Genomic DNA, 15,932 nt, shown 5'->3' with positions numbered 1-15,932 from the left:
GATCGTGATGCCGTAACGAACAACTATTGTGGCACATTGCCAAGCCGCGCCTGCAATACTCTGTGCCGGGCTGAGAGATTGCGCCTATCACCTGCCAATACTGCGACTATTAGCTGACTTGCCAATGGGCAACTAGCATTAGCTTCTGCCGGTGCACTCTGGCCGGCCAAGACCTGATATCAAGACAACAATGAGTCAGAAACCGACCAGGCGTACCGTAATCTCTCGGCACATCAATTGCCGCTGTCATGAATGTCCGCGTGGCCACGACGATCCGTTGATCGACCTGGGCCCGCCGCCTGAGTCATTGATTTCACTGGCCGCTTTCCCGCCCGAGCCGGGCCGGATGGCGGCATGGACACGACCGAGGGTAGCGCACACATGGCAACTGAATCGAAATGCCCGTTCAATCATGCCGCCGGCGGTGGCACCACGAACCGCGACTGGTGGCCGAACCAACTGAACCTGAGGATCCTGCACCAGCACTCGCCCCTGTCCGACCCCATGGGCGAGGGTTTCAACTACGCCGAAGCCTTCAAGAGCCTGGACTTCGCGGCGGTCAAGAATGACCTGAACGCGCTGATGACAGACTCGCAAGACTGGTGGCCGGCAGACTTCGGCCACTATGGCCCGCTGTTTATTCGCATGGCCTGGCACGCCGCCGGCACCTACCGCACCGGTGACGGCCGTGGCGGCGCCGGCTCCGGCCAGCAGCGCTTTGCTCCCCTCAACAGTTGGCCGGACAACGTCAGCCTGGACAAGGCGCGCCGGCTGCTCTGGCCGATCAAGCAAAAATATGGCCGCAATATTTCCTGGGCCGACCTGATCGTACTCACCGGCAACGTCGCCCTGGAATCCATGGGCTTCAAGACCTTCGGCTTTTCCGGCGGCCGCGCGGACGTCTGGGAACCGGATGAGGACGTCTACTGGGGCTCGGAAAACAAATGGCTGGGCGGCGACACGCGCTATGGCAAAGATGACAGCAAACCCGTGCAGGCGCCCGGTGATGTGCCGCTCGTCGCCGAGCCGGGGAAAAACGAGGACAGCCGTACCGAGCAAGGTCGCAACCTGGAAAACCCCCTCGCCGCCGTGCAAATGGGCCTGATCTACGTCAACCCGGAAGGCCCGGAAGGCCAGCCGGACCCGGTGGCTTCAGCGCTGGATATTCGCGAAACCTTCGGCCGCATGGCCATGAATGACGAAGAGACCGTGGCGCTGATCGCGGGCGGCCACGCCTTCGGCAAGACCCACGGCGCCGGCCCTGCCGACAATGTCGGGCCAGAACCCGAAGCGGCCGGCCTGGAACAACAGGGCCTGGGCTGGAAAAACAGCTTCGGCACCGGCAAAGGGCCCGACACCATCACCAGCGGCCTGGAGGTCACCTGGACCACCACTCCGACCCAATGGAGCAACAACTACCTGGAAAACCTGTTCGGCTTTGAGTGGGAACTGACCAAGAGCCCGGCTGGCGCGCACCAGTGGAAACCTAAAAACGGCGCGGGCGCCGGCATCATTCCCGATGCCCATGACCCGTCAAAACGCCGCGATCCGACCATGCTCACCTCGGACCTGGCCCTGCGTTTCGATCCGATCTACGAACCGATTGCCCGTCGCTTCCTGGCCAATCCCGACCAGTTGGCCGACGCTTTCGCCCGTGCCTGGTTCAAACTGATCCACCGCGACATGGGGCCGCTTTCGCGCTACCTCGGCCCGGAAATGCCTGACGAAGAGCTGCTCTGGCAAGACCCGATCCCGGCGCTCGACCATGAATTGATCAACGACAGTGACATCGCCACGCTCAAGAGCAAGGTGTTGGCTTCGGGCCTGACGGTGTCAGAGCTGGTGTCCACGGCCTGGGCGGCGGCTTCCACCTTCCGTGGTTCCGATAAACGCGGCGGCGCCAACGGCGGACGCCTGCGTCTGGCGCCACAGAAGTCCTGGCAGGCCAATCAGCCGGAACAACTGGCGAAGGTGCTGGCAAAACTCGAGAGCATCCAGAAGGAGTTCAATACCGGTGGCAAGAAAGTGTCGCTGGCCGACCTGATCGTGCTGGCCGGCGGTGCCGGTGTCGAACACGCCGCGCGAACCGCCGGGCATAACATCTCGGTGCCTTTCAGGCCGGGGCGAATGGACGCCAGCCAGGAACAGACCGATGTCGAGTCGTTCGGCTTCCTCGAACCCATCGCCGACGGTTTCCGTAACTACCTCAAGACCCGCTACCGCGTACCCGCCGAGCAGCTGCTGATCGACAAGGCGCAATTGCTGACCCTCACCGCGCCGGAAATGACCGTGCTGATCGGTGGCCTGCGCGTGCTCAACACCAACGTCGGAAAAACCGCCCACGGCGTCTTCACCACACGCCCGGAAGCGCTGACCAACGACTTCTTCACCCACTTGCTGGACATGGGGGTGGAATGGAAACCGGTGTCGGAGGCCAATGAGGAGTTTGAAGGTCGCGACCGCAAGACCGGCCAGCCCAAGTGGACCGCCACCCGCGTCGATCTGGTGTTCGGTTCCAATGCGCAGTTGCGGGCACTGGCGGAGGTCTATGCAACCGCCGGGGCGCAAGAGAAGTTCGTCCATGACTTCGTGGCGGCCTGGACCAAGGTGATGAACCTGGATCGCTTCGACCTGAAGTGAAACCCATCACTTGAAACGGGGGCGGCGCAATGCCGCCCCTGTCATTTTGATTGCCACTTGCGTGTCCGCCCTACTCACGCGGATCGATCTGATCCAGCACCCGGTTCGCCGTGATTTCCGCCAGCTGTGAAAATCGGGGGATTGGGTGAAGGCTTGATCATGTTCAGTCCCCAAAAACGTGGAGCCGTCATCACTTGCGACTAAACAAGGGGTGGAAGCTGCATGCAGGTTAGTCGACCGGGGAGTACCAAACCGGCGCACCCGAAGGCGCCCTGCGCACAACTACCATGAAATGCAAGCATTAACATGACCTGACTATCCGGAGGCAGATGCGCTTCGATACACCACAGGGCGACTAAACCTGATCACTGATGCGCAGTGACGCGAATCAAGTTACCGAGCAGCCCCAAGGCGCACAAGCCGGCGGATTCTGGCGTGACCGTCGGCAACGACGCAGGGTGTTGTAGCTTTCAGGAAGTGAGTTGTAGGGCGCTTCAACAAGCCCCTGAATGTTCCGCCCGGCTCATAAGACAATGTTTTTAGTGCCGGGCATCGGTCTACACTCAGATCCCCAGTCGTGCTCCCCAGGAGAGGTCAGAGTGACCACGCAGCCAACCATCAAACTGCTCGATCAGCCCACCAAATATGTGTTCTTCACCGGCAAGGGCGGGGTTGGCAAAACGTCGGTCTCCACGGCGGTGTCCATCGCGCTGGCTGACGCAGGCAAGAACGTGCTTCTGGTCAGCACGGACGCCGCCTCGAATCTTGACGAGATGCTCGGCATCGAGCTGAGCAATCAGCCTGTCGCGGTGCCGGACGTGCCTGGCATGTTCGTGCTCAACATTGACCCCGCAACCGCAGCCACCGACTACCGAGCCAGAGTGGTCGAGCAAATGGGCTCGCAAGCCAGCGATCAAGACATTGCACTGGTGCGTGAGCAACTCTCGGGGGCCTGCACGACCGAAATCGCCACCTTCGATGAGTTCTCCCACCTCTTGGCGCAAGGCGGCGCAGCCTATGACCATGTCGTGTTCGATACAGCTCCCACGGGACACACGCTCAGGCTGTTGAGCCTGCCCAAAGCGTGGAGCGGATTTCTGGAAGGCAATGATCGTGGGGCGTCCTGTCTGGGGCCGCACTCGGGTTTGAAAATGCAGGAGCAGCTGTTCAACCAGGCTTTGGCTGCACTCAATAACCCTGCCCTGACCACCGTCGTGCTCGTGGCCCGGCCCGATAAAGGCGCGCTCGCCGAAGCAGCACGCTCCTCCGACGAACTTCGTGATTTGGGCCTGAAAAATCAGCGTCTGGTCGTGAACGCCGTGTTCAAACGCAGCGACTTGAATGACCCGATTGCTGCCGCCATCGAGGCCATTGGCCAACAGGCGCTCGACGAGATGCCCGCTTCGCTGCGCCCGCTGGCCGTCGATTACATTCCACTCAAGGCTGTGGATTCCGTTGGCTTGCCCGCGCTGCGCGGGCTGCTTGACCCGCAGCCTGCCCGATCAACAAGCCCGGCATCCCAAGCGCCATCACACCTCGAATATCACGGGCTCTCGGAACTGGTTGCCGAGCTTGCCAAGGACGAGCGCGGGCTGATCATGGTCATGGGCAAAGGTGGCGTTGGCAAAACCACCATTGCCGCCGCCATCGCGCTAGGCCTGGTCCAGCGCGGCAAATCCGTGCATTTGAGTACGACCGATCCTGCGGCGCATCTGGCGGTGACCCTCAACGCCGATGTGCAGGGACTCAGCGTAGGCCGCATCGACCCCAAGGTCGAAACTCAAAAATACGTGGACAAGATCGTAGCGTCCCGCGCGCCGACCTTGACGGAAGATGAGACAGCGTTGCTCATTGAGGATCTGCGCTCCCCCTGCACCGAAGAGGTTGCCGTTTTCCATGCGTTTTCCCGTGTGGTTTCTCAAGCCAGAACCTCGTTCGTGGTGCTGGACACCGCCCCCACCGGTCACTCGCTGCTGCTGATGGATGCCACTGGCGCCTATCACCGCCAGATGGTTCGGGCGTTCGAAGGCAAGGCCTCGGACCACATCGTTACGCCCTTGATGCGCCTGCAAGATGCGCACTACAGCAAAATCATCCTGGTGACGCTGCCCGAAGCCACGCCCGTGTCTCAGGCCGCAGCGCTGCAGGATGACTTGCGCAGGGCCAACATCGAACCCTTTGCGTGGGTGGTCAATAAGTCGCTACTGGCCACGGACACCCAAGACCCGTTGTTGCGAGCGCGACTGGAGAGCGAGCGCAAACAGATGGCGCGCGTCGCCGACCAAACCCGGCATGCAGTGATCGTTGTGCCCTGGACGGCAGAGCCGCCTGTGGGGGTCGCGGCGCTCACGCGCCTGCTGGATTGAAGCGCCAATATCGGCTCGACGCCTTGCCTCTATTGGAAGCAAGGCCGTGCTAAAAAAACGGCCATCGCGCTTAGCCCCTGGACCATTCGAATGCCGATGCCCGGCGGCAAGCCGAGGTGGCGGGTCGCGGCAAGGACGTCTTTTATGTAGATCACACAGATAGACAGGCAGGGGCAGGTTCGACCTGCCTGTACCGATCACCCTTGGATGAGAGCTGGCTGATCACGTCGAGGGTCACCATCGCCAAGGCGCCATCCAAAGGTCAGATATGGATTTCAGCGGTCTTGAGACCCAAGTCTCGAAGTTCGGCGATCAAGTCATCCAGATGCCCGAAAGACTCAACTTCTTCATTGTCATCAACCAAAAAATAACTCCTCCCGGCGTCCTTCTTGAAGAATACGATCCACTCCTTGGGATTGGTCGGGTTTGCGATCAAGTGGGTGTCAAAGGTTACGCCTTCGGCATGTTTGCTTTTCACAGCTTTGCGATTCATGTCTGTCACCACGCTACGCGCTTTCTCAAAATTCTCTATATGCAGTGTATGCCCGCTCAGTTCCGTCCGAGCTTTTACCGGCAACATCTCCAGCCGTTCGAAGCAGTGGCTCCAAGGTATTTAAATTATAACTGCATGTTAATATTATGCACATGCATGTACTGAGGAGCTAGCCGTGATTGCGATAGGTGAGGCATGGAAGGCGGGGTTGTTGGGTCGAAAGCACTGGCTCCGCAACCTGGTGTCTGGCGTGATCGTCGGGATCGTGGCGCTCCCCCTGGCCATGGCGTTTGCCATTGCCTCTGGCGTCAAGCCCGAGCAAGGCATCTACACCGCAATCATTGGCGGCCTGCTGGTTTCGCTCTTTGGGGGGAGCCGCTTACAGATTGCAGGACCAACAGGTGCGTTCATCGTGATTCTGGCGGGGGTCACGGCCAAGCATGGGGTTGACGGCCTGCAAATCGCTACGATGATGGCGGGCGCCATGCTGTTATTGCTCGGGATCGCCCGGCTGGGTGCAATCATCAAGTTTATCCCCGATCCCGTGATCGTCGGATTCACCGCCGGCATCGGCGTGATCATCTGGGTCGGACAGTGGAAAGACTTTTTCGGCTTACCGGCGATCAGTGGAGAGCACTTCCATGAAAAGCTCTGGCATTTGCTACAGGCGCTCCCGGATCTTCATATGGCCACTACCCTGCTGGCTGCACTCAGTCTTTTGCTGGTCGTCACCGCGTCCAAAATTCCCGGTCTCAAACGGGTGCCTGGCCCGCTGGTCGCAATGACGGTTGCTACGGCGATACAGTCGGCCTTTCATTTCGAGGGAGTCGCCACGATTGGCAGCGCATTTGGTGGCATACCTCAAGGCCTTCCAGCGTTAAGCCTGCCTGAAATCACGCTCTCTCGCGTCATCGATTTGATTGGTCCGGCTTTCACTATCGCCATGCTGGGAGCAATCGAATCGCTTCTGTCTGCAATGGTGGCCGATGGCATGGCGGGCACCAAGCATGATTCCAATCAGGAACTGATCGGTCAGGGGATTGCCAATCTGGTCACGCCGTTGTTTGGCGGCTTCGCAGCGACCGGAGCCATTGCCCGTACTGCCACCAATATCCGTAACGGCGGCACAAGCCCGCTGGCCGGCATTACGCACGCGGTCACCCTGGTGTTCATTATTCTGTTTCTGGCACCTCTGGCTGCAAACATCCCGATGTGCGCCCTGGCCGCCATTCTTTTCGTGGTCGCGTACAACATGAGCGAGTTGAAACATTTCAAGCGCATGGTTCAGCGAGCGCCACGCGCAGACGTGTCTATTCTGCTCATCACCTTCAGCCTCACAGTGTTCAGTGACTTGGTGATCGCCGTAAATATCGGTGTCATTCTTGCCATGCTGCATTTCATGCGGCGCATGGCTTCATCCGTGGAAGTGCAACAGGTCGTCGAGCACGAGCTTGAAGAAGAGCTGAGAGCCAATGGCCATGCGCACTTGCCCCCAGGGATACTGATTTACACGATTGAAGGGCCACTGTTCTTTGCTGCGGCCGAGACCTTCGAGCGAGTGCTGGCACAGACCCATACAGACCCACGCCTGTTGATTATCCGTCTGAAACGCGTGCCGTTTATGGATATCACGGGCTTGCAAGTGCTGGAGGAAGTCATTCAGCAGCTGCACAAGCGCAATATCGTGGTAAAGCTCTGCGAGGCGAATACGAAGGTGCTCGGCAAGCTCGACAGGGTGGGCATCCTGCAAGAAATTGGCCCGGAGCATTACCACGCCGACTTCAATACCGCGCTGGCCAAAGCTGTCAGTCACGTAGAGGGTACGTCGACCCTCTAGAGGCTAACAGCCAGTATTGGGTCATGACTTGGTACTGACGGCATGCTTGCTCTTGGTCGTATAGCTGGCGCCGTGAGTGGCCAGATAGTCACGAATCAGTTGCCGGACAACCTGCGAAGACGTCAGGTCTTGTGCTGCACAGAGTTCCTCGAACGCTTTTTTCTTGACGGGATCAATGAGCACAGTGAGGCGCGCAGTCTTGCTTTCCATGGAGTATTCAATCGCTCGAGTCGCTGGATGTTAATCAAATTGTAATTGCGTTGTTCTGCGCTGTCACTGTACTGGCAGCCTGTTGGCTGGCACCTCGACGTTACTCACAGGAAAAGGCCGGGTTGTCAGGGCCGTTTGCTGCCCGTCGCTTGACCACGTTTTGACGTCGAGGTCGCGATTGACCACCCATCCCCTTGCTCTCTTGTCTATCCGTTTACTGATGTGGATCAGATGCCCCACCCTGCCGGCTCCTATGCTCGAATTGACCCCTCGGTGTCGAGATGAGCCCAAATGAACAAATCAAGCCTGATCGGACGGTGCTTGTTGGCAGGCATCATCCTGCTGGTCGCCAGTTTCGCGCTACCGGCCAATGCCGGGCCCCATGGCGGTGGACATGGCGGTCATGGCGGGGATGCCGGATGGTGGGGCCTGGGCATTGGTTTGGGCCTGGGCTGGGAAGCTGCGCACGTCTTCAACCCGTATTACTACCCCGCCTACCCGGTTTATTACTATCCGGCCCCGCCGGTGTACTACTACCAGGCCAGCCCACCACCAGTGATGGTTGCCCCACCTCCCGGGACTGCGGCTTCAGCGCCACCCGCCCCTCCACCCGCCGCCAACTGGTACTACTGCGATTCCGCCCGAGGCTACTACCCGAATGTGCGCCAGTGCCCCGAAGGGTGGCGCATGATTCCAGCCGTCCCGCCTGGGCCGATACACTGAGTGATTGATCCGGTATGCCGCCTGTGGGCGTCGCAGCGTTCACGCGCCTGCTGGATTGAAGCGCCGGCATCGGCTCGACGCCCTGCTTCTATTGGAGAAAGACCGTGCTAAAAACGGCCATCGCCTTAACAGTGCTCTGGACGCTGGCTGCAAACCTGCACGCTCAGACCCTCGACCATTCGCATGCCGACGCCCAGCGGCAAGCCGAGGTGGCAGGTCGCGGCAAGGATGTCATGCCGTTCAGCCTCGCAGCGACAACCCATGTCTTCAGCAAAACCGCCGAAGGCGGCATTCAGCAAGTCGTCGCCAAAACGCCGGAAGATGCGACACAAGTGCAATTGGTTCGCCAGCACCTCCAGGAAATCCAGCAGCGGTTTCTCAAAGGTGATTTTTCAGGCCCGGCGCACATCCATGGCCAGGACATGCCCGGCCTCGCGGAACTGAAAGCCGCCAAGCCCGGACAAATCGAGATCGACTACAGCGACATTGAAGGCGGCGCCCAATTGCTCTTCAAGACCTCCGATCCAGCCTTGATAGCGGCGCTCCACCAGTGGTTTGACGCCCAGCTTTCCGACCATGGCAAGGACGCGATGTGAAAAATGGGGGACACCCATTAGCCGGTCTCGAGTCAAGGCTAAAAGCCAACTTGCCCTGCAGCTCTTGCTGCGGGGTTTTCTCCTATCACTAAACCCGACTGGTTGAACCCGTCGTATCCGTTTCCTCATCGCTGGCTACGACCGAGTCGTGCCTGACACCCATGTGGATCAAGCGGTAGCGATACACCCAGCACCGCCCTGGCAGTCAACTGCCCCAGAGAAACGTTGGTGCCGCCAAATGTCCAAAAAGATGTCACAGATCTGTGGCTCGTGCAAAAGCACGTCCAGTCTCGACGGGCTCATTTGGCAGACGACCCGGTTACAACACACTCAGGCGGTGACAGCCGGCCGCCACTCAGATTTTATGGCTTACGCCAGTCCCTTTTTGGTTGATCGGCCATCACCTTAACTCGCCCTTCAGGCGAAACAGCGCTTGGCATCAAAAGGCTGTTTCTCCTTCAAAATGTGGTAACTCGCCCGCGCCAGTTTGTGCGCCAGTGCTTTGGTAGCGACCACGGCGTTGGTCTTGGCTTTCTTTTTCTCAAAAAAGCGTTTGGCGTCCGCACTGAAGCGTCGCGCAAAATTGGCCGCTTCGATAAAGGCCCAGATCAAGTAAGCGTTCCCGTTCTTGGTGTTACCTTCGCCCTTTTTCTTGCCGTTGGAGTAATGCGCACTCTTTACGCAGCGGGCATAAGAGGCGAAGTTGCCGACATCGGCAAAGCGCTCGATATCGCCGGTTTCCAACATGATGACCGTGGCCAAGACTTCGCCAACTCCAGGCATTGTTTTCAATAAACAGAACTCGGGGCGCAGGCTGACTTCATGCAGCAATCGCTCCTCGAGAACATCAATTTGAGTCTGTAATGCCTGGACAATGGCGACATTGGCTTTCATCGCCAAAGCCACCTCCGTGGACAGGCCCAGCCTGTCCACGGAGGTGGCTGACAGGCTTTTGACTTCATTACAGGTCAGGCGGTGGCCAGACTGACGCGCCATGATGTTTTCAGCGGCCAGAATGTGCTGTGTCCTGTTGCGTACCAATTGAATCCGTTTACGTGCCAGATCGCGCAGCGCTCGCTCTTGTGGCGGATGGATATAGCCAGTGGGCAATATCCCCAGCCTCAGTAAATGCGCCAGGAACGCTGCATCATCCTTATCGTCGGAATGCTTTAAACCGTTGTAGCGTTGCATCGCCACCGGGTTGGCCAGTTTTACCTCGAAGCCTGCCGCCTTCAGGCCGTCGACCAGCCAATACCAGTTGTACGTAGACTCGACCACGACGCCGAGCAATTCTCTACGATGTGGTTCGAGTAACGGGAGGATTTGCGTCAGCTCATTGGGGCAGCGTCGGCTGATCAAAACTCGGTCCGTTTCGTCGGTAACCACAACAACGCTGTTGTTCGAATGCAGGTCTATGCCACAGAATTTCATCACGGCCTCCTCACAGCAAAAGTCTAAGTTCGCACCTTGAATTTTGCGCCACCTCCGTGAGATGGGGAGGCCGGCCAGATGATTCTCAGATTTATTATCTGAAAAATAAATCTGGCCCCTTTTTGTTATAGCGATGGACAGCCCCTCGGTTGCCTCAGTTTGAACGCTGGTTTATCGCCGGATTGGCGCACTTCTGTATAGCTTCATGTAGTCCATCGAATTCTGAGCGTGCCGGGCTTAACATGGACGTCGGCTCAACAGGAACGCTGCAATGGATCTGAAGTTCAGTCACATAGATGTACTGGTCAATAATCTCGAAGAAGCCTGTGCTTACTACGCACAGATACTTAATGCCAGGATCTCCAAAACCCTCGTTTGGGAACGAGGTGGTCTGCACGTGCGCTACGCGATTGCGCTGATCGGTCAAGAGCGTTTCATGTTGGTACAGCCATTGGCGGGGAACCTGAGGGAGCTATTGGACTCCTCGGGAGAAGGGATGATTTATCGCCACTGCTATTCGACGCCAGACATCGAGAAGGCCTACGACGAACTGATGGTCGCCGGTGTTCAGCCAGAAGACGAAAACGGAAAGCCATTGGCCCGCGCGAACCTGCAATCCCCGTCCGGGACACGCATTATCTGGTTGCCCAAGCGCTTCGGGCACTTCTCTATCGAAATCCTGGAAGACAAGGCCTTAGAGGCATTTGTAGAAGCTGCATTTTCCTGAGTGAGCAGTCGCCATTCAATCCGAGCAATCTTGTCATTTGCCAGGGCTTAGGGCAGGGTCGATACCACTGATATCTCTGCCAAAGGAGTCATCCATGTCAAAGCTCTATCCCAGTATCGATCCCGAGGGGCTGGTCGAGTACTCAGTGGTCTATACCGACCGCTCGCTCAACCACATGTCGCAGTCATTTCAAGGCGTGATGAAGAACATCTCCAGGACCCTGAAACAGGTCTACAACGCCCAGGCTGTTGCGGTGGTCCCGGGCAGCGGCACATTCGGCATGGAAGCGGTGGCGCGACAGTTTGCCACCGGCCAGCAATGCCTGGTGATACGCAACGGCTGGTTCAGTTATCGCTGGAGCCAGATCCTGGAGATGGGCAACATCCCGGCGGCCACTACGGTGCTGAAAGCCCGACCGGTCGACACGGGGCGCCAGGCCGCCTACGCCCCTCCCCCTCTGGACGAAGTGCTGGCAGCCATTGCGGCTTCGAGGCCGCAGATTGTCTTCGCCCCCCACGTTGAGACCTCATCAGGGATTATCCTGCCCGACGACTACCTGCGGGCCGTCGGCGACGCCGTGCATGCGGTGGGTGGCCTGTTCGTGCTGGACTGCATCGCCTCAGGCACGCTTTGGGTTGATATGCACAAATGCGCAGTCGACCTGCTGATCAGCGCACCGCAGAAAGGCTGGAGCGCCTCCCCTTGCTGCGCCCTGGTGATGTTCAGTTCCCTGGCCCTTGAGCGCATCGAGCAGACGCAGAGCAGCAGCTTCGCCTGCGACCTGAAAAAGTGGCTTCAGATCATGCAGGCCTACGAACAGGGCGGGCATGCCTACCATGCGACCATGCCAAGCGATTCTCTCGCGCGATTCAACGAAGTGATGAAAGAGACGCAAGCCTACGGTTTCGACAAGATCCGTGGCGATCAACAGGTTCTGGGCGATCGGGTGCGCGCAATGTTGACCGGCAAAGGCTTCAAAAGCGTGGCCGCAGCCGGCTTTCAAGCCCCGGGCGTAGTGGTGAGCTACACCGATGATGCCGACATCAAGAGCGGTAAGAAATTTGCCAACCACGGCCTGCAGATCGCCGCCGGAGTGCCGTTGCAATGCGACGAACCGGCCGACTTCCAGACCTTCCGCATCGGACTGTTCGGACTCGAAAAGCTGCACAATATTGAACGCACGGTCAGCACTCTCGAGCAGGCACTGGACGAGGTGATGGTTAACTAAGCCCTCATCTTGCCCGCCGCACATACCGAACGTGTGAACGCCAGGAAGGCATCCTGCCCTGGGCACTGCCGGCCCAGGGCGCTGATCTTCAACGAATATGACGCGGGTCGCCTGCATGGTCTGCGGCGTCACAAACGCCGCACGAGCCAACTCGGCATTGGAGATTTGCGGGTTACCGGCGACGGCAAGTAAAACGGCGTTCTGCGGCGCCCCCGATGGCTACGCGATCACCTTTCATACGGCGCGGACCTGACCGCCCTTCGCCTTCAGCGGGTAATCCTGCTATGCGGGTCTGTTGAGAAGTACGAGAAGGAACATTCGCAACAGACCGCTTTTTGGCCGATACCAGCCTTTCGTGACCGGCAGAGGTCGGCCATGAGCGGTCAGCCGCTCAAAACACTTAAAAACCACTGATTGCTGAAGTAATCAGGATCCGAAAATAGCTCACTCGGTCGAAGGGACGGATGCTCCTTTGCCCAAGCGAATTAGTTCATTGGAGAAACACAGGCCGACGATGATCAGTGCCGCTCCCGCGTACAGGCTTTCGCGCGGCACTTCATTGAGCGCCACAAACGCCAGCAGCGCGGCGAACAGTGGCTCGGTCAGCTCCAGCGCTTGCACTTGGGATGGCTTGAGATACTCGATGGCCTTGGTGGTGCAGAAGAAGCCCAGGATTGTCGGCAGCGTGGCCAGCGCCAGCAGCGCGGCGATCGCCAGCGGCGACAGCTCGCCCATCGCGAAACCATCGGCCGCAGCCGGCATCAGCAGGTACAGGCTGCCAAAGAACAACAATTGTCGGGTGAAGTGCAGCCCCCCCGACACACCCATACGCTTCATGGCAACCGAAAAAGCCCCATAGCCGCAGCCGGCCATGGAGGCAAGCGCAGCACCTTGCAGGGTAAAGCCCTGCTGCAGGTCGCCGCCGAAGATCACCGAGATCCCGGCAATAGCCAGTGCGGCGCCAACGGTAGCGTTGGCGGTGATGGCATCCTTGAGGAAAATGCGCCCCAGAATGATTGAGGAAATTGAGGCACTGGCCATCAGCACCACCACCACGCCTGCCGCAGCGTAGTGTCGATAGGCGGACGTTTCGAAATGGAACAGCACAAAGATGCCAAGGAATGCGCAGATAGCCGCCTGAGTCCATTTGGTCGACGCCGCCGGGCGCTTGAGGAAAAACAGTAAGATCGAGAGAAGCACGCAACCCAGTACGGTCTTGATGACCGCGACACTGCTAGCGGTGAAACCATCGCTCATGAGTACTTTGCTGAGTACACCGATCGTTGCGTTCAGTGCCGCAGCGGAGAGTGCAAATATGACGCCTTTGCTGAAAGTAGATTGCATTGATGACGATCCCTGTCGCTGAATTGTCGTTCGATAGAATGCCGCCCTGCATCGACGGCGCAAAGTTTGAGGATATGAAGCTCCCACCAACCCGGGTATCGATTGTGGCATAAGCACTGGATCGCCCAGTAGGATGCTATTCGCCTTCTTGTCGCCGCCAAGGGAGAAGTCAGAGTGCCTGGCCCCTGGCTATGCAATGCGAGTTGACGAACATTGCAGTGTGCTGCAAAGACTGACGTATATCCGGTTTGGCTATTCCATGCCTGTTGGCAAATTGCTCGACCGCCGCTGTATCAAAACGAGTGGTCTGGATAAAGTCCAAGGCTTCGGGTTTTGAATTCAAAAACCGCGCAACGGGAGGAATACTCAGTAGCAACTTCAGCAATCGGAGTGAAATGTAATGCTTGGGAGACTTTAAGCCCAAAGGTTGCGCCACCTGTACCAGGAGCTCTCGCAAGTTGGGCGTTTGGTCATCAAGCGCCAGCAGTTCCTGGCCCACCATGGCAGGATCAAAAGCACAAACCGCCATCAGTTCAACCAGGTGATCCACGGTGACCAGTGGCAGCCAGTGCTCGGCGGTACCGGGCACGGCAGTCAGCTTTCCCTGTACAAGGTTGCGTATCAGCTCCACCAGCGGTTGACCGTCAAGGATATGCCCCGTGCGGCTGTGGCCACACACCGTCGCAGGGTGGACAACGGTGATCTCCCCGCCCTTGGCGGCCATGACCTCCAGGGTCGCAAAATGCGCCTCCAGCTTGCTCCCCTCGTAACCACCGACGTGCCGGTAGACGGCAGGCCAATTCGTCAGCTCCGGATAACGAGGATCAATCCCGATGCGTTGCAGATGTTCATGATTTTTCAGCATGTAGCCGCCGATCATCACTAACCGGCTTTTTTGCTCAGCCGCCAACAGCGCCACGCGCTTCGCCCCTTCCACATTCACCGCACGAGAATGCTCCACTGAAAGCCCCCAGGCGAAGTGGGCGCCCAGGTGGAATACAACGCTGGCGTGCCTTAGCACCTCTCGGTCAGCGAGACTCAGCCCGAGGTTGTCCCGTTCCAGATCGCCAGCGACGGCAAATACCCGGGTTGCATTCCCTCCCAGATTGTCGACTTGCTCGCGCAGTGCAGCCAGTCGCTCTGGGCGACGCATCAACACCCGAATGGTGTGACCTTTTGCACTCAGGTACGCCACCAAATGTTGACCGATGAAGCCGGTACCCCCCGTGACAAAGCACTCCACGCTCATTTCCTGCTCCTGGTTAAGGTGAGAAATCAAGCGTAAACTATCGACCCAACTCTATAGTCAAGTGATGTTTTCATGAAAATCGGCGAACTCGAGGCCCGCAGCGGTGCCAGCCGCCATACGCTGCGTTACTACGAGCAAATCGGCCTGATCTCAGCGCTGCGGGGAACTAACAACTATCGCGTTTACACAGCGCAAACCCTGCAGGACCTGGTCTTTATCCAGCGCGCGCAAAGCATGGGGTTTTCCCTGGGGGAAATAGGCGAGATTCTGGATGCGCAGCGCAACAATCTGATCGATTGTGCTGACGGTGCCAAGTTAATTGAAAAGAAGATGGCAGAAATCAAACAGAAAATCGCCGACTTGCAAAGCATTTATCGGTATCTGGATGAAGAGCGTGCAAACCTCGAAGCCAGTGCTGCCAAGCAACTTGAGCTTCAGCAGCTGAACAATTCGTCCAACTGAACCACACTTCTACACCGCTTCCACTTCATCGACCGGTAACGACGCAAACATTTCAGCGCGGCACACCTCAAGGATCTCATCCGCCAGCGCGGAATCATCCGGGCAGGCACGCGACAAAATAATTGCGCCAACAGCACGAGACAGCAGGTCGATCATTTTCTTTCTCCCCTCACCCGCCGGGGCATCCGGCCTCGTCGGATATTTGTCCCCCAGTGTTTGCAGGGTGTGCTCGATCCATTCGGCAAATGTCGCTTTCAAATCATCCGATTGACGCGCCGCATCGCCACACAACGCGGCCATGGTGCAACCGCTGCCGCGTCCGTCCCGATGTTCCCTCGTCACATAGGCGTCGATGAAGCCCGGAACATCGAGCGACTGAGCACTTTCCAGCGATTTTGAAAGGCTGCTGGCCGAGGCTTCAGCCATCAGGTCGGCCTTCGAACCAAAGTGCTTGTAGAAACCTCCGTGGGTGAAACCGGCTGCCGCCATGAGATCCGATACACCGACGCCGTCGAAGCCGCGTTCACGGAACAGTTCAGAGGCCGTCTCAACGATGTGCGCCCGATTGGCTTGCGCCTGGGCTTTGCTCACTCTCACGTGCAATACCTCGTGTCCACTGGGAAATC

Annotated in this window: 14 protein-coding genes; 8 read left to right on the top strand and 6 right to left on the bottom strand. The window is 58.3% G+C overall.

The genetic code is table 11. The features are described 5' to 3' along the window. Nucleotides 1-381: 381 nt before the first annotated feature. Nucleotides 382-2,640 carry a catalase/peroxidase HPI gene (gene katG / locus ACX3YD_RS11820; RefSeq protein WP_458960409.1) on the top strand — a complete coding sequence of 753 codons (2,259 nt, stop codon included), beginning with the start codon at nt 382-384 and terminating at the stop codon, nt 2,638-2,640. Nucleotides 2,641-3,149: 509 nt separating this feature from the next. Then, a complete protein-coding gene (gene arsA, locus ACX3YD_RS11815) occupies nt 3,150-5,006 on the top strand; it encodes an arsenical pump-driving ATPase (protein WP_458960034.1) in 1,857 nt (618 codons plus the stop codon). A gap of 262 nt (nt 5,007-5,268) precedes the next feature. On the opposite strand, the gene ACX3YD_RS11810 is transcribed toward arsA, so the two are convergent. After that, nucleotides 5,269-5,499, bottom strand: coding sequence for a hypothetical protein (locus ACX3YD_RS11810; RefSeq protein WP_047538824.1), 231 nt, complete (start codon nt 5,497-5,499; stop codon nt 5,269-5,271). 175 nt (nt 5,500-5,674) lie between these two features. On the opposite strand from ACX3YD_RS11810, the gene ACX3YD_RS11805 reads away from it, so the two are divergent. Then, nucleotides 5,675-7,336 carry a SulP family inorganic anion transporter gene (locus ACX3YD_RS11805; protein ID WP_458960033.1) on the top strand — a complete coding sequence of 554 codons (1,662 nt, stop codon included), beginning with the start codon at nt 5,675-5,677 and terminating at the stop codon, nt 7,334-7,336. 21 nt (nt 7,337-7,357) lie between these two features. On the opposite strand, the gene ACX3YD_RS11800 is transcribed toward ACX3YD_RS11805, so the two are convergent. Then, nucleotides 7,358-7,546, bottom strand: a complete 189-nt coding sequence (locus ACX3YD_RS11800) for a ribbon-helix-helix protein, CopG family (protein WP_047530236.1) — start codon at nt 7,544-7,546, stop codon at nt 7,358-7,360. 291 nt (nt 7,547-7,837) lie between these two features. On the opposite strand from ACX3YD_RS11800, the gene ACX3YD_RS11795 reads away from it, so the two are divergent. Both ACX3YD_RS11795 and ACX3YD_RS11790 read left to right on the top strand, forming a co-directional pair. Further along, a complete protein-coding gene (locus ACX3YD_RS11795) occupies nt 7,838-8,269 on the top strand; it encodes a hypothetical protein (RefSeq protein ID WP_458960032.1) in 432 nt (143 codons plus the stop codon). Nucleotides 8,270-8,373: 104 nt separating this feature from the next. Beyond that, nucleotides 8,374-8,865 (top strand): aspartate carbamoyltransferase, encoded by a 492-nt coding sequence (locus ACX3YD_RS11790; protein WP_458960031.1) that lies wholly within the window; start codon nt 8,374-8,376, stop codon nt 8,863-8,865. A gap of 417 nt (nt 8,866-9,282) precedes the next feature. On the opposite strand, the gene ACX3YD_RS11785 is transcribed toward ACX3YD_RS11790, so the two are convergent. Beyond that, complete coding sequence (locus ACX3YD_RS11785; RefSeq protein ID WP_458960030.1) at nt 9,283-10,296, bottom strand: IS110 family RNA-guided transposase; 1,014 nt, start codon at nt 10,294-10,296, stop codon at nt 9,283-9,285. 271 nt (nt 10,297-10,567) lie between these two features. Here ACX3YD_RS11785 and ACX3YD_RS11780 point away from each other — a divergent pair, with 271 nt between their 5' ends. Beyond that, entirely contained in the window at nt 10,568-11,023 is a 456-nt protein-coding gene (locus tag ACX3YD_RS11780) for a VOC family protein (protein ID WP_103404338.1), read from the top strand. A gap of 94 nt (nt 11,024-11,117) precedes the next feature. After that, a complete protein-coding gene (locus tag ACX3YD_RS11775; protein ID WP_458960029.1) occupies nt 11,118-12,251 on the top strand; it encodes an alanine--glyoxylate aminotransferase family protein in 1,134 nt (377 codons plus the stop codon). 444 nt (nt 12,252-12,695) lie between these two features. On the opposite strand, the gene ACX3YD_RS11770 is transcribed toward ACX3YD_RS11775, so the two are convergent. Together ACX3YD_RS11770 and ACX3YD_RS11765 are read right to left on the bottom strand one after the other, a co-directional pair. After that, nucleotides 12,696-13,595: a DMT family transporter gene (locus ACX3YD_RS11770; protein WP_458960028.1), complete on the bottom strand. Its 900-nt coding sequence runs from the start codon at nt 13,593-13,595 to the stop codon at nt 12,696-12,698. Between the two features lie 169 nt (nt 13,596-13,764). After that, the gene (locus ACX3YD_RS11765; protein WP_458960027.1) at nt 13,765-14,844 is read right to left on the bottom strand and encodes an SDR family oxidoreductase; all 1,080 of its coding nucleotides are present in this window, start codon (nt 14,842-14,844) and stop codon (nt 13,765-13,767) included. 72 nt (nt 14,845-14,916) lie between these two features. Between ACX3YD_RS11765 and ACX3YD_RS11760 the strand changes: the two genes are divergently transcribed. Beyond that, nucleotides 14,917-15,306 (top strand): MerR family transcriptional regulator, encoded by a 390-nt coding sequence (locus tag ACX3YD_RS11760; RefSeq protein WP_458960026.1) that lies wholly within the window; start codon nt 14,917-14,919, stop codon nt 15,304-15,306. Between the two features lie 9 nt (nt 15,307-15,315). On the opposite strand, the gene ACX3YD_RS11755 is transcribed toward ACX3YD_RS11760, so the two are convergent. Further along, the gene (locus tag ACX3YD_RS11755; RefSeq protein ID WP_458960025.1) at nt 15,316-15,903 is read right to left on the bottom strand and encodes a TetR/AcrR family transcriptional regulator; all 588 of its coding nucleotides are present in this window, start codon (nt 15,901-15,903) and stop codon (nt 15,316-15,318) included. Nucleotides 15,904-15,932: the final 29 nt, after the last annotated feature.

The sequence above is a fragment of the Pseudomonas fluorescens group sp. PF-1 genome, assembly GCF_054481335.1.
This window is presented reverse-complemented; position numbering and strand designations above follow the sequence as displayed.